General features: G+C 35.0%; 11 protein-coding genes. All 11 read left to right on the forward strand.

Features of this window, described 5'->3' with window-relative positions; genetic code table 11:
• The first annotated feature begins 10 nt into the window (after positions 1–10).
• The 11 genes from QWY92_RS15145 to QWY92_RS15195 all read left to right on the forward strand — a co-directional run bounded on the left by QWY92_RS15145 (position 11) and on the right by QWY92_RS15195 (position 18,546).
• On the forward strand, positions 11–832 hold the full coding sequence (locus QWY92_RS15145) for an alpha/beta hydrolase (protein ID WP_290272734.1): 822 nt from the start codon (positions 11–13) through the stop codon (positions 830–832).
• 2 nt (positions 833–834) lie between these two features.
• Positions 835–2,310 carry a sulfatase-like hydrolase/transferase gene (locus tag QWY92_RS15150; RefSeq protein WP_290272736.1) on the forward strand — a complete coding sequence of 492 codons (1,476 nt, stop codon included), beginning with the start codon at positions 835–837 and terminating at the stop codon, positions 2,308–2,310.
• A 101-nt stretch (positions 2,311–2,411) separates the two neighbouring features.
• Positions 2,412–2,834 (forward strand): endo-acting ulvan lysase-like protein, encoded by a 423-nt coding sequence (locus QWY92_RS15155; protein ID WP_290272739.1) that lies wholly within the window; start codon positions 2,412–2,414, stop codon positions 2,832–2,834.
• 6 nt (positions 2,835–2,840) lie between these two features.
• Positions 2,841–4,826, forward strand: a complete 1,986-nt coding sequence (locus QWY92_RS15160; protein WP_290272741.1) for a glycoside hydrolase family 97 protein — start codon at positions 2,841–2,843, stop codon at positions 4,824–4,826.
• Positions 4,827–4,835: 9 nt separating this feature from the next.
• Positions 4,836–6,512: a sulfatase family protein gene (locus QWY92_RS15165; protein WP_202964415.1), complete on the forward strand. Its 1,677-nt coding sequence runs from the start codon at positions 4,836–4,838 to the stop codon at positions 6,510–6,512.
• Positions 6,513–6,591: 79 nt separating this feature from the next.
• Complete coding sequence (locus QWY92_RS15170; RefSeq protein ID WP_290272744.1) at positions 6,592–9,264, forward strand: endo-acting ulvan lysase-like protein; 2,673 nt, start codon at positions 6,592–6,594, stop codon at positions 9,262–9,264.
• 18 nt (positions 9,265–9,282) lie between these two features.
• Positions 9,283–12,081 carry a heparinase II/III domain-containing protein gene (locus QWY92_RS15175; RefSeq protein ID WP_290272746.1) on the forward strand — a complete coding sequence of 933 codons (2,799 nt, stop codon included), beginning with the start codon at positions 9,283–9,285 and terminating at the stop codon, positions 12,079–12,081.
• Between the two features lie 20 nt (positions 12,082–12,101).
• The gene (locus tag QWY92_RS15180; RefSeq protein ID WP_290272748.1) at positions 12,102–14,468 is read left to right on the forward strand and encodes a PDZ domain-containing protein; all 2,367 of its coding nucleotides are present in this window, start codon (positions 12,102–12,104) and stop codon (positions 14,466–14,468) included.
• The gene (locus tag QWY92_RS15185; protein WP_290272750.1) at positions 14,469–15,842 is read left to right on the forward strand and encodes an alpha-L-fucosidase; all 1,374 of its coding nucleotides are present in this window, start codon (positions 14,469–14,471) and stop codon (positions 15,840–15,842) included.
• 127 nt (positions 15,843–15,969) lie between these two features.
• Entirely contained in the window at positions 15,970–16,881 is a 912-nt protein-coding gene (locus QWY92_RS15190; protein ID WP_290272752.1) for an SGNH/GDSL hydrolase family protein, read from the forward strand.
• Between the two features lie 282 nt (positions 16,882–17,163).
• On the forward strand, positions 17,164–18,546 hold the full coding sequence (locus tag QWY92_RS15195; protein ID WP_290272754.1) for a right-handed parallel beta-helix repeat-containing protein: 1,383 nt from the start codon (positions 17,164–17,166) through the stop codon (positions 18,544–18,546).
• Positions 18,547–18,553: the final 7 nt, after the last annotated feature.

Here is an 18,553-nt window from a genome sequence, read left to right on the forward strand (position 1 = left end):
GTCAAGTTTTATGAAAAAGTTAATCGGATTTTTACTCGTTTTTTGTGCATCGTTATCGCTTTATGCGTCAAAAATTGATACGTTGGTTGTGCATAGTACAGTCATGAATAAAGACATAAAAAATGTGGTTATAACCCCTGATTCTTATAAAAAAAACGGACCAAAATTGCCAGTCGTTTATTTACTTCATGGCGCAGGTGGCGACCACAAGGCTTGGTTAAGTAAAGCTCCAAATATCGAAGCTTATGCCGATTTATATAATGTAATTATTGTGTGTCCTGATGGGCATAAAACCAGTTGGTATTTTGATAGTCCAATAGATAGTAATATGCGATATGAAACTTATATTTCTAAAGAACTTGTTGCAGGTGTTGATAGTAATTACAATACTGTAGCCGATAAAAACCATCGTGCCATTACGGGCTATAGTATGGGCGGTCATGGCGCTTTATATTTAGCGTTTAAACATCACGATGTTTGGGGAGTTGCCGCAAGTATGAGTGGTGGTTTAGATATTCGAGGATTTTCTCATGGATGGGATCTTCCAAAGCGTTTAGGTGTTTATGCCAAAGAACCAGAAAATTGGGAGCAGAATACCGTTATTAATATGACGCATTTGCTCGATGGTAAAAATCTGAAGTTTATGTTCGATTGTGGCGTAGACGATTTTTTCTACGATGCTAATGTGCGTTTGCATAAAAAACTTTTAGAACGCCGAATTCCGCACGATTATATCGAAAGACCAGGTGCACATACCAATCAATATTGGGCGAATTCAATAATTTATCAAATGGTATTTTTTAACGACTTTTTTAATTCAACTAAAAAATAAGTATGCATTTTAATTTTGTAAAATATCTAGCTGTTGTTTGTCTTTTAGTAGGTTTTTCTTGTAAAAATGAAACAAAAACAACGGTTGAAAGTAAAGGTCAAGAAGAAAGTAAACAACCTAATATTGTGGTGCTTTTGTGTGACGATTTAGGCTATGGAGATTTGTCGTCTTTTGGGCATTCCATTATACAAACACCGCATTTAGATGCATTGGCCGAATCAGGAATTAAATTAACTAATTTCTATTCAACAGCTCCGGTGTGTTCACCTTCTCGTGTAGGGTTACTTACTGGCAGAAGCCCAAATAAAGCTGGTGTTTACGATTTTATTCCTGGCCCTAAAAAGAGTGAGGATAATCGTGATTTAGTGCACATGCAAGCCGATGAGGTTACTATTCCTGCCTTGTTGAAAAAGGCGGGTTATGATACTTGCTTATCAGGAAAATGGCATTGTAATTCTCGTTTTAATTCTAAAGAACAGCCACAGCCTAACGATTTTGGATTCGATCATTGGTTTTCAACACACAATAATGCATCTCCAAGTCATCAAAACCCAAAGAATTTTGTTAGAAACGGTGAGAAAGTCGGCGAAATAGAAGGTTTTAGTAGTCAAATTGTAGTTAGTGAAGCTATTAATTGGCTTGAAAATAAAAAAAGTGATAAGCCTTTTTTCTTAGAAGTGGCATTTCACGAACCGCACGAACCTATTGCTTCACCAGAAGATTTAGTTCAAAAATATTTACCATTAGCAGAGAATCTTCAACAGGCAGAATATTTTGCAAATGTTGAAAATGTAGATATTGCTGTGGGGCGTTTGGTAGCGTTTTTAAAGGAAAAATATAGCGATAATACTTTAGTGATTTTTACTTCGGATAACGGACCAGAAACTTTTATGAGATATTCGAAAGCGAAACATTCTTATGGAACACCTGGAGAATTAAAAGGTATGAAACTTTGGACTAACGAAGCTGGTTTTAGAGTGCCTTGTATTGTAAACTGGTTAGGAAAAGAAACTTTTACCGGAACCTCAGAAAAAGTGGTGTCTGCCTTAGATTTTTTACCAACGTTTGTTGATATCGCTGGTGCGGAACTACCTAAAAGAACCCTAGATGGGCAATCCATTAAAAAGTTTTTAAATACAGGTGATTTAGAGCGCGAAAAGCCATTAATATGGGCATTTTATGATGCTATTAATGAGCGCCGAGTTGCTATGCGAAGTGGCGATTGGAAAATTATGGCACGTTTGGAGTCGGACAATAAAGTGCTTCCAAATATTCATAACCTATACGATGGTAATGAAGCTTATGTTAAAAATGCTGAACTCACCAATTTTGTATTATTCAATTTGAAAAATGACATTAGTGAATCTGAAGATTTAGCTTCTAAAGAACCAGAAGTTTTTGAGAAAATGAAAGCAGAATTTTTAGTGCAGTATAAAGATTTATTAAACGAAAGTCATATTTGGGTTCGTAACGAATAGATATTTAGTGAAATGAAAAAAATAGTCCTAATTATTAGTGTTAGTTTCTGTTTTGTACAGGTAAATTGTGGGCAATTTATATTTCCTAAAATAAAAGCTTTGTGGGGTTAAAAATAGAAAGCCTTCAGGATAGAACAGATATTGTGTTTTCATCGGATGTTATTGGTAAATACGCTTTTCAAAACATCAATTTTAACGGCACATTCGGGATGGTGACTTCCGAAGAAAACAAAACAACACTTTTTTTAGGAGCAGGGAAGTTTATTGAGAAAGATGGTTTTTCTATTAAAATTTTAGGTAAAAAATCGGGTGCGGCAACTTTAGTTTATGGCGATAATATGCAATTAACTTGTGATGATGTTATATTGCTAACCATTCCAGATACTTATAAAAAAGGCGAAGTGGTTTTAACTTTTGGTTTTAAACAATTAAGAGGTGAGCGTTTAAAAATGAATGGTGAAAATGTGGTTAACTTTAAAGTGCCAGCCATGAATTTTCAAGAGGTTTCAATAGGATTAAAATAAAAAATAATGAAGAAAATATTAAAAGATTATAGTTTAGTGTTGCTTTGTTTGATGTTGTTTGTTAGTTGTAAAAAAGCTGAAATAACAGCAGTTAGTTCCCCAAACGGTATTAATAATATCACATTTTTGAATGATGAAAATAGTGATGAGATAACCTTTTTAGTAAAATATGGAGAGCAAGTGGTTATTCAATCTTCAATATTGAAGTTATTATCTAATGAGATTGATTTTTCTGGTGATTTGTCCATATTAAAAACTGAAATATCCTCAGAAAATAATGAGTGGCAATCTAATTTTGCTGAGTTAAGCAGAATTACAGACCACTATAATCAAATAAAAATATTTTTAAAATTGGGTGAAGCTCAGGTAAATATTATTGGTAGAGCATACAACGAAGGTGTTGCCTTTGCCTATGAAATTCCGGAGCAACAAAATATTGAAGAAATAGGCTTAGCCGAAAATATTCACTACAACTTTAAGGAAGATTATAACGTTTGGGCTACACCAAAGCGTGGTCCAGGTGTTTTAACGGCACAAGGTGAGTATAAAAAACTCCCATTATCTAAACTCGAAAAAGGTTGTGAGCGTCCGCTTGTAATGGAAATTCACGATAGTTTAAAAATTGCTTTAGCTGAGGCAAAGTTGGTGGATTATGCACGTTTAAGTTTCGATAAAGGGACGTCTTCAAAATATAGTATTCTTTCTAGTTTAGATGGTAAAATGGGGAAACAAGAACAAGATACCATTTCTGGAGCTATCATTTCTAAACGCGTAGAAGTTGGAGCCAAAGTGCATAAAAAATTACCTTTTCAATCTCCTTGGCGTGTAGTAATGATGGCGAAAAACGAAGGTGAATTATTAGAAAATAATTATTTAATTCAAAATTTAAACGATCCTTCTGCTATTGCTGATGAATCTTGGATTAAGCCAGGTAAAGTTTTAAGAGAAACCACGCTTACTACACAAGGCGCTTATGCTGCTATCGATTTTGTGGCCGAACATAACATGCAGTATATTATGTTTGATGCGGGTTGGTATGGCGATGAAATGAAGAACAGCTCAGATGCGACAACGGTAACTTTAGACCCAAAAAGATCTAAAGGCCCATTGGATATGGAAGCTGTAACAGCTTATGGAAAAGAAAAAGGCATTGGTTTAATTTTATATATAAACCGTCGTGCTTTAGAAAAGCAAATAGAAGAAGTTTTACCATTATTGAAAAAATGGGGTGTTGCCGGAATTAAATACGGTTTTGTTCGTGTAGGCGATCAAGATGCTACGGCATGGATGCACGAAGCTGTGAAAAAAACGGCGCAATATGAAATGATTATTGATGTACACGACGAATATAGACCAACAGGTTTTTCTAGAACGTATCCAAACTTTTTAACTCAAGAAGGTATTCGTGGTGATGAAGAATCTGTTCCTAATGCACATACTCTAATAAGCATGTTTACGCGCACGCTTGCTGGAGCATCGGATAATACGGTTTGTTATTATAATTCTCGTGTTAGCAAAATGGGGTCTCACGCCTCTCAATTAGCAAAAACGGTTTGTATTTTTAGTCCGTTACAGTTTTTGTATTGGTATGATAAAGCACCATTAGCTCCAGTTAAAGAAGATGTACTTTGGGGTGATACCAAGACTATTGGTAACGAACCCGAATTAGAGTTTTTTGATAATGTACCAACCACTTGGGATGAAACTAAAGTATTAGAAGCTGAGATTGGAAAAATAGGAGTAATAGCAAGAAGAAAAGGAAACGACTGGTATATTGGTGGAATTAATGGAGAAACGGCTCGAAACGTGGTGTTAGATTTTTCTTTTTTAGATGAAAATCAAAGTTACAGAGCCAAAGTATATACAGACGACGAGACTATCGAAACTAGAACGCATGTTAAAATAGAGGCGATTGAAGTTTCAAATAAATCAAAATTAAATTTAAACGTAAAAAGCAATAACGGCTTTGCTATGCGTATTACTAAACTATAATTAACTAGAATGATGAGTCAAAAATCTATTTTAAAATTATTAACGGTATTTCTTTTAATAGGAATTGTTTCCTGTAAATCAAAAGAAAAAAAAGAGGTTGTAGTGGTTAAAAAAGAACTTCCTGCTAAACGACCAAATATTATTTTTATGATGTCTGATGATCATGCATATCAGGCCATTAGTGCGTACAGCAATCATTTAATTGAAACGCCAAATATAGATCGTATTGCAGACGAGGGAATTAAATTTACTAATGCCTGTGTTTCAAACTCTATTTGCGCGCCATCTAGAGCTACTATTTTAACAGGTAAACATTGCCATATTCATGGTAAAGTAGATAACGTATTTCCTTTCGATGAGTCACAAACTACCTTTCCACAGTTAATGCAACAAGCAGGTTACAAAACGGCTATGTTTGGTAAATTACACTTTGGAAACAATCCTAAAGGTGTAGATGAATTTAAAATTTTACCAGGGCAAGGGCGTTACTATAATCCTATTTTTAATACCAACGATGGCCAAATTACAGTAGAAGGTTATGTAACGGATATTATTATGGATATGACTTTAGAATGGTTAGAAAAAAATAAAGACGACGAGCAACCATTCATGTTATTTTCAATGCAAAAAGCGCCACATAGAGAGTGGTTGCCAGCACCAAGACATTTTAAAGAATACACTAAAAAAACATTTGTTGAGCCAGAAACGTTGTTCGATGATTACGAAGGTAGAGGTACTGCAGCAAAAACTGCAGAAATGAATTTGTTAAAGCACATGAACTGGGCTGGAGATGCTAAAATTTATCCTGAGCTTATGGCAGAGCTAGGTTTAAAAGATGAGTCTGGTTGGGATTTAGAAGCTTTTGAGCGTGAAGTAGGCGCCATGAATGCAGAACAACGTGCTGTTTGGGATTCTGTTTATCGTCCTGTTATGGAAGATTTCAAAGCGAAATATTCAGAAATGGATGATAAGGAATTAATGAAATGGCGCTACCAACGCTACATGCAAGATTACTTAGGTTGTATAGCATCTGTTGATGAAAATGTTGGGCGTTTGTTAGATTACATGGAAGATTCTGGTTTAGATGAAAATACTATGGTGATTTACACATCCGATCAAGGATTTTATTTAGGAGAGCACGGCTGGTTTGATAAGCGTTTTGTTTATGATGAATCGTTTAAAACACCATTGTTAATTAAATGGCCAAACGTTATTGAGCCAGGAATTACAAATACCGAAATGGTACAGAATTTAGATTTTGCACAAACCATTTTAGAAGCTGCTCAAATTGAAGCACCTAGCGATATGCAAGGTGAAAGTTTAATACCTCTTTTATTAGGAAATCAAGAAGAATGGACTAGAGAAGCCGTGTACTATCATTATTACGAATATCCTGGTATTCATATGGTGAAAAGACATTATGCCATTATTACACAAGAATATAAGCTAGCACATTTTTATTATGATGTGGATGAATGGGAACTTTACGATCGCAAAAATGATCCACAAGAAATGAAAAATGTAGTAAACGATCCTGCTTACGCTGATGTCGTTGTAAAGCTTAAAAAGCAACTAGCGGAATTACGTGAACAGTATGGAGATAGTTCGGAGTTAGATCAAGAAATTCTTAGAAAATACCTTGAAGCTCAGAACAACCCAGATATTGAAACGGTGCCGTTGCATTAGAAATAATATTTAAAATATGGAGTCTGAATTTATATTTAGACGTCATACAATAGAAATCATAAAACAGCTTTTTAGTTAGATGAAATTATCAAAATTAACCCCCTTATTAATCCTTTTATTTTTAGTTGGAAGCTCTATTTATGGGCAAAAAGCAACAAGCCATCCAAAACTTTATGCTACTAAATCGGATAAAGCTTCTATAGTCGCTAAAATTAAAAATGAAGCTTGGGCAAAAGCCTCTTGGGAAAATTTACTTTCTACAATAGATCCGCATGTAAATCGTCATGTTGAAGATCCGGAATGGATAGTTTCTCGATTAGCGATGTATTGGAAAGATGGTGCTCATTTCACACAATGTTATATTAAAAATCAAAACTGGGATTATGGTGAAGGCAATGCGCCATTACCAACCGTGCGTTTACCGGGTATGCGTACTTGGAACGATTACATAAACGTGCCTTTAGAAGATCGAATTCCGTATAACGAATCGGGAGATTTACTTGGTATTAGTCGTTCTAGTGCCGATAAAACGCCTGTTTTAATTCCGTATAAGGAAACCGGACACATGATACGTGCTAATAATATGGAAATATTAACGTTGGCCGAACAAGCGGCGTTTGCTTATTATGTAACCGAAGATGAAAAATATGCTAAATTTTCTTCAGATATTTTATGGACGTGGTTATTAGGTACTTATTATATGGAACCGCCTTTAGATCCTAAGAAATCAACAAAAGGTCCTGGAGGTTACGAGCCAGGTGGTATCATGGGGTATTATGATTATGAAGTGATTCACGATGACAGACAAATGCCAACCGCCATTGCTTACGATTTTCTTTATGATTATTTAAATGAAAACCCGCATGAGCATTTAAAAGCTATTAATAAAACACCAGCCGATGTTGCAGGTGTTGTTTTTAAACGTTTTATAGATATCGGACTTATTCGTGGTGGAAAAAAAGGAAACTGGAACGTAAACCGTTACAAAAATGTTTTGGGTAGCATGCTTGTTTTAGAATCTAACGATTTTTATGAAGACGGAAAAGGAAAGGAATATTACATTCCGTTTTACACCGAAAAATCGAGCGATTACTGTGCGGCTTTGCCAGAAATAATGGATTATTACAATACAACAACAGGCTTGTGGCCAGAATCTCCAGGCTATGCTTCAGGAATGATTCCTTTGGTTTTAGAAATGGGGGTTAAATTATACAAATCTGGAATAAATACTTTGGCTGGAAATCCAATTATTTCTAAAGCAGCATTGGCAAATCTTGGTTGGCTTGATGCTCGCGGAAATTTAGTGGTTTTTGGAGATATGCGTGGAGGTCCTGCAAATATTTCATCTTTTGAGTCTTTATTAACTTATGCCACTTGGGAAGGTGATACGGAAACTGCCGAAAAAATGGCAACCGTTATCCGTAAAAATATAGCTTCTGGTCAGTACGATAGAAATGCATCAAATTGGCAAGGTATAGTGTTAAATCAGCCTTTGCAAGGTTCGGGAAGCGATTTACCTTTTCATAAAGCAGCATATTCTCCATTTCATAAACATATTATTATGCGAAATGGAAACGACGAAAATAATGGACTTATGTTTACGCTTTATGGTGGAAAACATAGATCGCATTTGGCTAAAAATGGTTTAGCCATGCAGTTTTACGGCAAAGGTTGGTCTTTAGCGCCAGATGCTTCGGCTTATGAATCATATTGGTCTGACGATGCTGAATATCACAGAGGAATTACAGGTTCTAACACCATTGTACCAGGTTATAATGAAGGCGATATTACGATAAATGCGATGGATCCAGCGGTGGATACTGCAAGCGGATTTTATAACACTTCGGAAACCTCTCAAAATGTATCTTTTGCTGATGTTTCTGGTGGAGAAAAACGTCGTTTAGTGGCTATGATTCGTACTTCGGAAACAACAGGGTATTATGTAGATGTGTTTAGATCAAATCAAGCTGATAACGATTATATTCATCATAACTTAGGAAATGTGGTGACGCTTAAAAATACATCAAATGAAGCTCTAAATTTAGAATCAGTTAATGATTTAGGTGTGAAATATGATAAGAATTATAGGTTTTTCAAAAACCAAAGAAAAGTAAACTATTCTGAAGATTTTAATGCCACTTGGGATATCAACAGCATATCACCTGCATTACATGTTAACATGTGGATGATGGGGCAGGAGAACAGATCGCTTTATGCAGTAGATGCTCCGCCAACAACATTACGTAGTGATATCACGCCTGGGCAGGTGAATAAAAGCCCACAAACAACACCAACTTTAATTGTACGTCAGAATGGAATTAACGGAGCTAAAAATCCGTTTGTGTCTATTTTTGAATCTTATGAAACGGGAGAAAAATCTATTCAATCTATTGAAAAAATTGAAACCTCTGAACATTTTGTTAGTATTGTTGTAAATTCTAAAAACACAACACAATTCATTCTAAATGCGACGGATAATAAAGTATATGAAGCTGACAAAAAAATAAAATTTCAAGGTGTTTTTGGTGTGACTTCCGAAGAAAACAATAATTTTCAATATCTGTATTTAGGGAAAGGAACGTTAATTCAAAAAGACGATTTAAAAATTGAAGCGGTTGATGAAGCTGTTTCAGCAGAATTAAAATTTGAAGATGGTAAATACTTCTACTCTTCGGATAAACCTGTTGTTATTCAACTTAAAAAAGGGCATTCTAAAACGTATCAAGCAGGTCAACATATTGAAATTAAATAGTATAAAATGGACATGAAAATGAAAACGAAACTTTTTGTAATACCCATGGTGCTTGGGATGATGCTTTTTGCACCGCTGTTAAAAGCACAAGAATCTGGGCACCCTAGAATTTATGCTACTAATGCTGCTAAAAAAGATTTTTTAAACAGTATAAAATCTATTGAATGGAAAAAAAGCTTGGTTGATAAGAAAATAGCTAGCCTTGAAAAATATTTAGAATATGTTGATAACGACCCAACATGGCTAGTTTCTAGGTTACAAATGAATTGGAAAACAAAGCATAATAAAGTGTTTTTAAAAGGGGGTGAGTTTGCTTATTCTGAAGGAACTGCGCCTGTGCCAACCGTTCGTTTTTCTGGAACACGAGATTGGGCCACCGAATATTCTTCACCTAAATTAGAAGACGTTGAACCTTATTTTGATGATCCTCGCGGATATTATTTAGCCCATAAAAAAACAAAGAAAAAAGAATGGCTTCACCCATCAAAAATAGGTCACGCCATTGAGGGCACCAACCGCCATATAATGAGTTTGGTTGAAGATGCATCTTTTTTATACTGGGTTACTGGTGATAAAAAATATGCTGAATTTGCAAAGCCCGTTTTTGAAACTTATATCGAAGGCATGTATTACAGAGATGCACCAATCGATTTAAAAAACGGGACACAACAACGTATTTCTGGCTTGGCCACCTTTGAAGTTATTCATGAAAAGATTCTAATTAGTTTATTAACTACGTATGATTTTCTGTATGATTATTTTGAAGATGAAAACGTAAACTTAGACCACAGCGCGGCCGTGTTTCAAAAATGGGGAGACCAAATTGTAAATAATGGTATTCCTGATAATAATTGGAATCTTTTTCAGGCACGTTTTTTAACTTACGTTGCGTTAACTTTAGATAGTAACGATGCTTACGCAAATGGAAAAGGACGCGAATATTTTTTAGACCGTACCTTTAATACATCAACAGAACGCCAATTATCTATAAAAGAGTCGTTGTTAGTTTACGATCAAGAAAATGGAATGTGGCCAGAATGTGCTTCGTATTCCGTACATGTTATTACAACTTTACTCAACATTTTTACGCTTTTAGATAACTCGACCAATAACAACGAACTTTCTAAATTTCCGATTATAGAAAAAGCCGCTTTGGCTTCTTTTCAATACCTGTTTCCAAGTGGTTATACAGTAGGTTTTGGCGATTCTAATCATAAAACATTACCACCCGAAAATTTTGAACTTTTAATTTCAAATTATAGTAAATATAATAATGAAGAAAAAGAAAACATCATTTCAGGTTTATTAGAGCAAATGATTGATAAGGGCGAATATCAAAGAAAAGCAGACGATTTATTTCAACTGTTTTTCTATGTCGATCAATTAAAAACATCGGAAACTAGCGAGAATGGTTTAGATAAATTAACCTCGCCAACATTTTACGCTTCAAACGTAAGTATGTTTAATCAAAGACTGGGGAAAGGTGATGATGCTATGATGGTTTCAACGGCAGGTTCTTACGGAAATCATTCGCATGCCAATGGTATTTCAATAGAATTGTTTGCTAATAAATATGCTTTAGGTTTAGATATGGGGAAAGGTTCTAGTTATTGGCATACCGACCATAGAGAATACTATTCTAGATTTCCGGCTCACAATACGGTGGTGGTCGATGGCGCTTCAGATTATAATGCGATGCGAGGTTATCATCCGTTTAAATTAGATAATAATTTCCCGGCAGTTAGTACCATTCCAACGTTTGATAAATTGACTTATTCAAAAGTCTCTTTTTTCGAACCAAAAACAAAAGCAGATCAACAGCGCTTTACGGCCATTATAAAATCGAATAGTTCAAAAGGTTATATTTTAGATGTATTTCGATCTAAAAAGCAAGAAGGTGGTACAGAACGTCACGATTATTTTTATCATAATTTAGGTCAATCACTTCAAATTTTAGATGCCAATTCTAAAGCATTGTCTTTAAAGAGTACAACAGATTTTGGTAGTAAACAAGGCGATATAAAAGCTTATGATTATTTAACGGAAAAGAAAAAAGTAGAAACCTCTAAAGATGTGCAAGCACTTTTTAGGTTAAAAACGAGTGATGAGGCCGATAATTTAATGAAAGTTTGGATTAAAGGAAGTGAAAAACAAAGTGTTTATACAGCTTTAGCTCCAAAATCTAATGCGCTTAAAAAAGGGTCTGGCACTGCACCTGCAGAAGTTATTGGAGACCCAATACAAACGTTAATTGTAAAGCGAAATGCATCGGCTTGGGAAAACCCTTTTGCAGTGGTTTTTAATCCGTATTTTGACGGAGAAGAAAATCCGGTTTCTAATGTTTCTTATGGTTCTATTAAACAAAATCCGAGTACGCAAATTATAGATGTTACTTTGAATGATAATGCAACCGATCATATTATATTAAATACCAAAGCGGAAGATGTTGTTGAAAAAGACGGGTTGTACCAAAAAGGACTTTTATCGGTTACACGAAAAACTAAAAACACTAAAGATTTAGATTATTTCTTTGTTTCAGGCATGTATAAATATGCGCAAAACGGATGGGAAGTTGTGACTTCAGGAGAACCGGTAACGGTATCTGTTGAACGTTCGGGAGATACCTTTGTTATTGAAAGTAGTGGAGCTGCTGTAATACGAGCACCTTTTTTAAATGGAAAAAAATCGGCCGAATTAAGAATTTATGAAGATGGAAAGTTGGTTTCCTCTAGACAAGGTCAAATAAACAGATCTAATCCAGAGCAGCTAGAATTTAGAATATCTAAGGCCTATAGTAAAGTTTTAATTGTTTATTAAATTAATATAAGAAAAGAACTATGAAAAAAATAAGTTTTCTAATAGCCTGTTTGGTTATAGTGTTGTCTTGCGAAGCATCAAAAGACATCAAAACTATTTATGTGTCGCAAACTGAGGTTGATAGCCCAGACGGAAGTAAAAATGCTCCTTTTTCCAGTTTAAATGATGCTGTTGAAAAGGCTTCGCAAATTATGGCTGGCAATGCGCAAAGTAAAATCATTATTCAACTTTTGCCAGGCGAATACCGTTTGGATAAAGCTATAACTATTCCGGCGTCACTAAGCGGTTTAACTATAAAAGGAACCAATGCTTCGGAAGTAAGTATAAAAGGATCTCAGATTTTAGAGGCTAATTGGAAAGCTTATAATGATCATGTTTTTGTAACGGAAGTTGCTGCAGATTTAGATTTCGATCAGGTTTTAGTGAATGGAAAACCACAAATTTTAGCGCGTTATCCAAATTATGATGAGAGCGCTCAATATTGGCAAGGTTTTGCAGCCGATGCTATTTCTAAAGCGCGTGTTGCTACATGGACAAATCCGAAAGGAGCCTTTTTTAATGCATTACACAGCGGAAGATGGGGCGGTTTTCATTTTGAGATAACAGGCGTTAATGAAGATGGAACACCAATTTTAAGCGGTGGTCATCAAAATAATAGAGGTTCTAGACCCCATGCAGAATACCGTATGGTAGAGAATGTTTTTGAAGAATTAGATAGTGCAGGTGAGTGGTTTTTGGATAAAAACGAACATAAATTATATTATTGGCCAGAAAACAAGAGTACGATTAACGATTTAAATGTTGAAGTTTCAGTACTAAAAGATTTAATTCAAGTGGTTGGAACTTTAGAAAATCCAGTAAAAAACGTAACCATTTCTGGTATTAAGTTTGAAAACACCACACGAACGTTTATGGAAGAGTTCGAGCCATTATTACGTAGCGATTGGACTATTTACCGTGGGGCTGTTGTCTTTTTTGAAGGTACCGAAAATTGTAAAGTAGAGCATAGTGAGTTTACCAATTTAGGTGGTAACGTAATTATGGCTAGTAAATATAATAAAGGACTAGAAATTAAAGATAATTACATTCACGATTGTGGCGCAAGTGCTGTTTCATTTATTGGTGATGTGTCGGCTGTAAGATCACCAGCTTTAACTTATAAGGAGTTTGTTCCTGTTACGGAAATGGACACGATTTCTGGACCTAAAGGTGAATTATATCCGCGTGAATGTTTGGTAGATAACAATTTAATTCACCGTATTGGTCGTGTTGAAAAACAAACGGCTGGTGTGCAAATTGCCATGGCTATGGATATTACCGTAAGTCGTAACAGTATTTACGATGTACCAAGAGCCGGTATTAATATTGGCGATGGTACTTGGGGCGGCCATATTTTAGAGTTCAACGATGTATTTAATACGGTTCTAGAAACGAGTGATCATGGTTCGTTTAATTCATGGGGAAGAGACCGTTTTTGGCACCCAAACCGTCGTATTATGGATAGCTTAACTACAGCTAATGCAGATATGCCAAAATGGGATGCCATAAAAACGACCATTATTAGAAATAACCGTTTTCGTTGCGATCATGGTTGGGATGTCGATTTAGACGATGGCTCATCAAACTATCATATTTATAATAATTTGATGCTAAATAGCGGACTAAAACTGCGTGAAGGTTTTAACCGTGTTGCCGAAAATAATATTATGGTGAACAACTCATTACACCCACATGTTTGGTTTGAAAAAAGTGAAGATGTTTTTAAGCACAATATTGTTCAAAAAAGCTATCAAGATGTAAGATTGTCTGGTTGGGGAAAAGAGATGGATTACAACTTTTTTCCGAATGAAGAATCGATGTTGAAAGCACAAATTTACAATAGAGATTTACATAGTGCTTTTGGAGATCCGATGTTTAAAGATCCAGCATCATTAGATTTTTCGGTTGCTGAAAATTCGCCTGCATTAAAAATAGGTTTCAAAAACTTTCCTATGGATCAATTTGGAGTTCAGAATGCAGAGTTGAAAAAGATGGCCAAAACTCCAGAAATTCCTGTAATGAAAGAAGCTTCCGAAGAAAATAAAAAAGGAAGTCTTGTTGTGGCTTGGTTGCGTAACGAATTGAAAAGTGTAGAATCGGAACAAGAACAATCGGCTTACGGTTTAAATACTCCAGAAGGTGTTATTTTGCTAAAAGTTTGGAAAGATAGCCCTGCGGTTAAAAATGACGGACTTAAAAAAGGCGATGTTATTCTTGAAGCAGCCGGCAAAAAAGTGAAAACAGTAAAAGAATTTTTTCAAATAAATGTTGAAAATAAAACAGATAAATTAGATTTGGTAATTATGCGAAATCAATCAGAAAAGAAAATAACTATAAACACTAAATAAATGAAAAAGAAAAATTTGAACAAAGTATTGTTACTAGCATTGGTGGTTGCTTTAAACGTAAATGTAGGATTTGCACAAAGCTCTAGCAAGAAAAAACTCTCTGATGATGAGCGTATGGAATGGTGGCGCGATTCTAAATTCGGGATGTTTATTCACTGGGGAGCATACTCTATTATTGGTGGCGAACGCGGTACTAAAATAGCTGGTGGTGGTGCAGAATGGGCCATGGACAAATTAGATTACACTATTGAGGATTATGAGAAATTTCCTGAAATGTTTAATCCTGTAATGTTTGATGCCGATGCTTGGGTAAGTATGGCAAAAAACGCAGGGATGAAGTATATTGTACTAACATCTAAACATCATGAAGGTTTTGGTTTATGGGATTCTAAAGTGTCTGATTATGATGTTATGGACAAGTCGCCTTTTAAACGTGATATTGTTAAAGAATTAGCCGAAGCTTGTAAAAAACAAGGTATTAAATTTTGTTTATACTACTCTATTGTAGATTGGCATCACCCACAAGCGCAGGGTAATTTATATCCAAACTACAACATTTCTCAACATGATGATCCATCGGTTGTAAATCCAGAGTTTCCAGAGTATTATGAAAACTATATGAAACCTCAGGTGGGTGAATTATTGAAAAATTACGGCGATATTGGAGTTGTTTGGTTTGATGGCGATTGGATTTCAGATTATACAACAGAAATGGGGAAAGATCTTTATAAATATATTCGTGAGATTCAACCTAATACTATTGTAAATAATAGAGTTGATAAAGGAAGAACAGGAATGGATGGCATGAATAATCAACCAGGAGAGTTTGCAGGAGATTTTGGAACCCCAGAACAAGAAATTCCAGATACAGGTATTGATTCTGATTGGGAAGCATGTATGACCATGAATGGGTCTTGGGGCTATAAACCATCGGATAATAACTGGAAAAGTAGTGAAGATTTAATTGAAAAATTAGTAGATATTGTTTCTAAAGGCGGTAACTTCTTGTTAAATATTGGACCTGATGGTTTCGGAAGATTTCCAGCTGAAAGTATTCGTCGTTTAGATGCTATGGGAGAATGGACTAAAGTAAATGGTGAAGCTGTTTATGGCGCTTCTGCAAGTCCTTATGAAAAACCAAAATGGGGACGTTATACTCAAAAAGATGGTGTGGTTTATGCACATGTTTTCGATTGGCCAAAAGATGGTGTATTAAAGTTAAATAAAGAGATTAAGGTTAAAAAAGCAACCTTATTAACAGCTCCAAATAAAACATTAAATGCATTAGGGACATCAAGAGAGGTGTTGGTAGATGTGCCAATGTTGGCGCCAGATTCTACGGTTTCTGTTGTTAAAATTGAGTTAGCTAAATAATTTAATTTTAGTTAGATTAAAAAAATAATGAACAAATAGACAACCTTCGGGTTGTTTATTTGTTTAAATATAATAACACTAAATATAGAAAAAGATGCATGTTTACAAGAAACTAATAATTTTCACAATGGTTTTGGCTTTAAATGTAGGTGTTGGGTTTGCTCAAACCATTCCTTACGAAAAACCAGAATGGGGCGCATATACTAAAGGGGAAGAAGGCTTTTTAATGGCGCATGTTGTGAATTGGCCAAAAGATGGTAAGTTGGTTATAGATAGAGCCATTAAGCCTAGAGAGGCCAGGTTGCTTTCTGATCCAGATAAGAAAATAAAAATTAAATTAATTGATGATAAATTAACCGTTTTATTACCTGAACAGGCACCTGAGGAACAAATTACAGTAGTTAAAATTCAATTAATACCTAATGATGATTGGGCAAATTTTGGACGATATAAAAAAGCAAATAAAGAATTAAAGGCACCTACTAAAAAGGAAAATAGAGTGGTTTTTATGGGGAATTCTATCACCGAAAAATGGGTGATGTTTCATGAGGACTTTTTTACAGAAAACAATTATATAGGTCGTGGTATTAGCGGGCAAACGTCGTCACAAATGCTATTAAGGTTTAAGCCCGATGTGGTTAATTTAAAGCCGAAAGCTGTAGTTATTCACGCCGGAACAAATGATATTGCTGGAAATAGAGGCCCTATTTCTATTGCAGAAATTGCAGACAATATCTTTTCAATGGCAGAAATAGCTAAAGCGAATAATATAAAAGTGGTTTTAGCATCGGTACTTCCTGCGAGTAGTTATTCTTGGAGTCCTTCAGTAGAGCCTATAGCAAAAATTAGTGAACTGAATGCGCTAATTAAGGCTTATGCAAAAAAGAATAGAATAGTGTATTTAGATTATTACACACCAATGGTAAATGCCGATAAAGGTTTAATCAAAGCTTATGGTAGAGATACAGTACACCCAAATTTAGATGGCTATGCAATTATGGAACCTTTAGTGAAAGCAGCTATTAAAAAAGCATTATAGGAGAAATAAAAGGCGTTTGTTTACATAACGAATTTAATTTTAAGTCAATATTTACTAAAAACCAATTTTAGTAAATATTGACTTTTTTTATGAGATTTAATGAGTCAAAGCAACAAAATTTTGCTTAATGACTTATAATTTCGACTCAATGGACAATAGTTTACACTTTTTGCTAAGGCTAATTGGTAATTTTGAATCATGATAAAGCATGAAACTGAAGGATTATAGTGTTCAATAGAGCTTCGCCTAACGGTATGATAGAGGATAAATAATTTTATAAGTATGAAACAAATAATTAGCGTTTTGTTATTAATAATGGTGGTGTTTTCTGCGCGAGCAAATACTGTTTCTCGCGATACCATTTTTATTAATTCATTAAGTAAACTGGCTAAATATGCAAAGAAAAGTAATGTTTTAGTTAAAATGATTCCGGGAGAATACACCTTGAATTCAATAAAAATAAGCGAACACAGTACTTTTAAAAGGGATGCAAATAGCAAGAAAACCGGAGATTTTCATATCGGCTCGTTAATTCATTTTTCGGGAAATAATAGTCGTTACTTTTTGTCTGGAGTCACTATAAATATTGATTCGAAACTTCATGGAAACTTTAAAAAGAGCGAGTTTAGCGAGTTTTTGGTCAGTGGGAATAGTAACTATATAAAAGGGTTAAAAGGAAAAGATATAGGAGATCATGTACCAGCAAACCGGGTACAGATGTTACGTATTATGGGAGATGATAATACCATTGAAAATGCCGATTTATTTGTTCACGGTTCTACACCGTATGGCTACGGTCATTTATTAGGGAAAGGTAAAAATGCTTTAGTGCCGCTACATAAACATTCGGTGTTATTGGTGGAAGGTACAAATACAAAGCTTTTAGGTTGTAAGGTAGTTACACATGCATACGGCCATGGTATTTTTATGCAAGGCGCTGTAAATACGCTTTTAAAGGATTGCTATGTTGAAGGAAAAATGAGATCAACCAATGAGATGCTTTCCGAAACCTCTGGCTTAGCTTTCGATACTGGGTTTAAAAGCGATTATCCTCCAGGTAAAATTATGCCAAATGAAATAAAATCGTTATCCGAAGATGGCATTCGAGCCTACCCATCAGGAGGATTAAACGGAAGAAGAACTCAGGGTATTACCGTTATTAATTGTACAGTTAAAAATATGCGATCAGGTTTTGATTTAAGTGCCAATTTACCTCCCACCAAAATTGTGGGGTCAACAGCATTAGGTTGTCAAGAAAAAGGTTTTTCAGTAGGAAATAGTGGTGTTATTGAAGATTCTAAAGGCGATGCTTTATATGGGCCACTTATTACTTTTGTTGGAAACAATGTAAAAGATTGCATTGTGGATTTAAAGCTTATAAATAGAGTAAGCGAATATAAGGTACCTCGTTTGGCTGAAATTAATGGATCAGGACATAAGATTACTATACGTAATTATAAAGGAGATAAACGCAGTATTAAATCGCCTATAGTGTTTGGCGAATCTTTTTGGGGTGATGTACATCGTTATAGGCAACCCGATGCAAAACAAGGGGCTTTTTCCGGAGCAAAAAATATTACATTATTTAATTATACGGGTATGCCAGTTGTGTTGACTGATTTAGCAGTTAATTGTACGGTTACAAATGCGACTGTTGCAGATTGAATTTTAC

This window comes from Algibacter miyuki (assembly GCF_030409805.1).
In the GTDB taxonomy this organism is placed as follows: Bacteria; Bacteroidota; Bacteroidia; order Flavobacteriales; family Flavobacteriaceae; genus Algibacter; species Algibacter miyuki.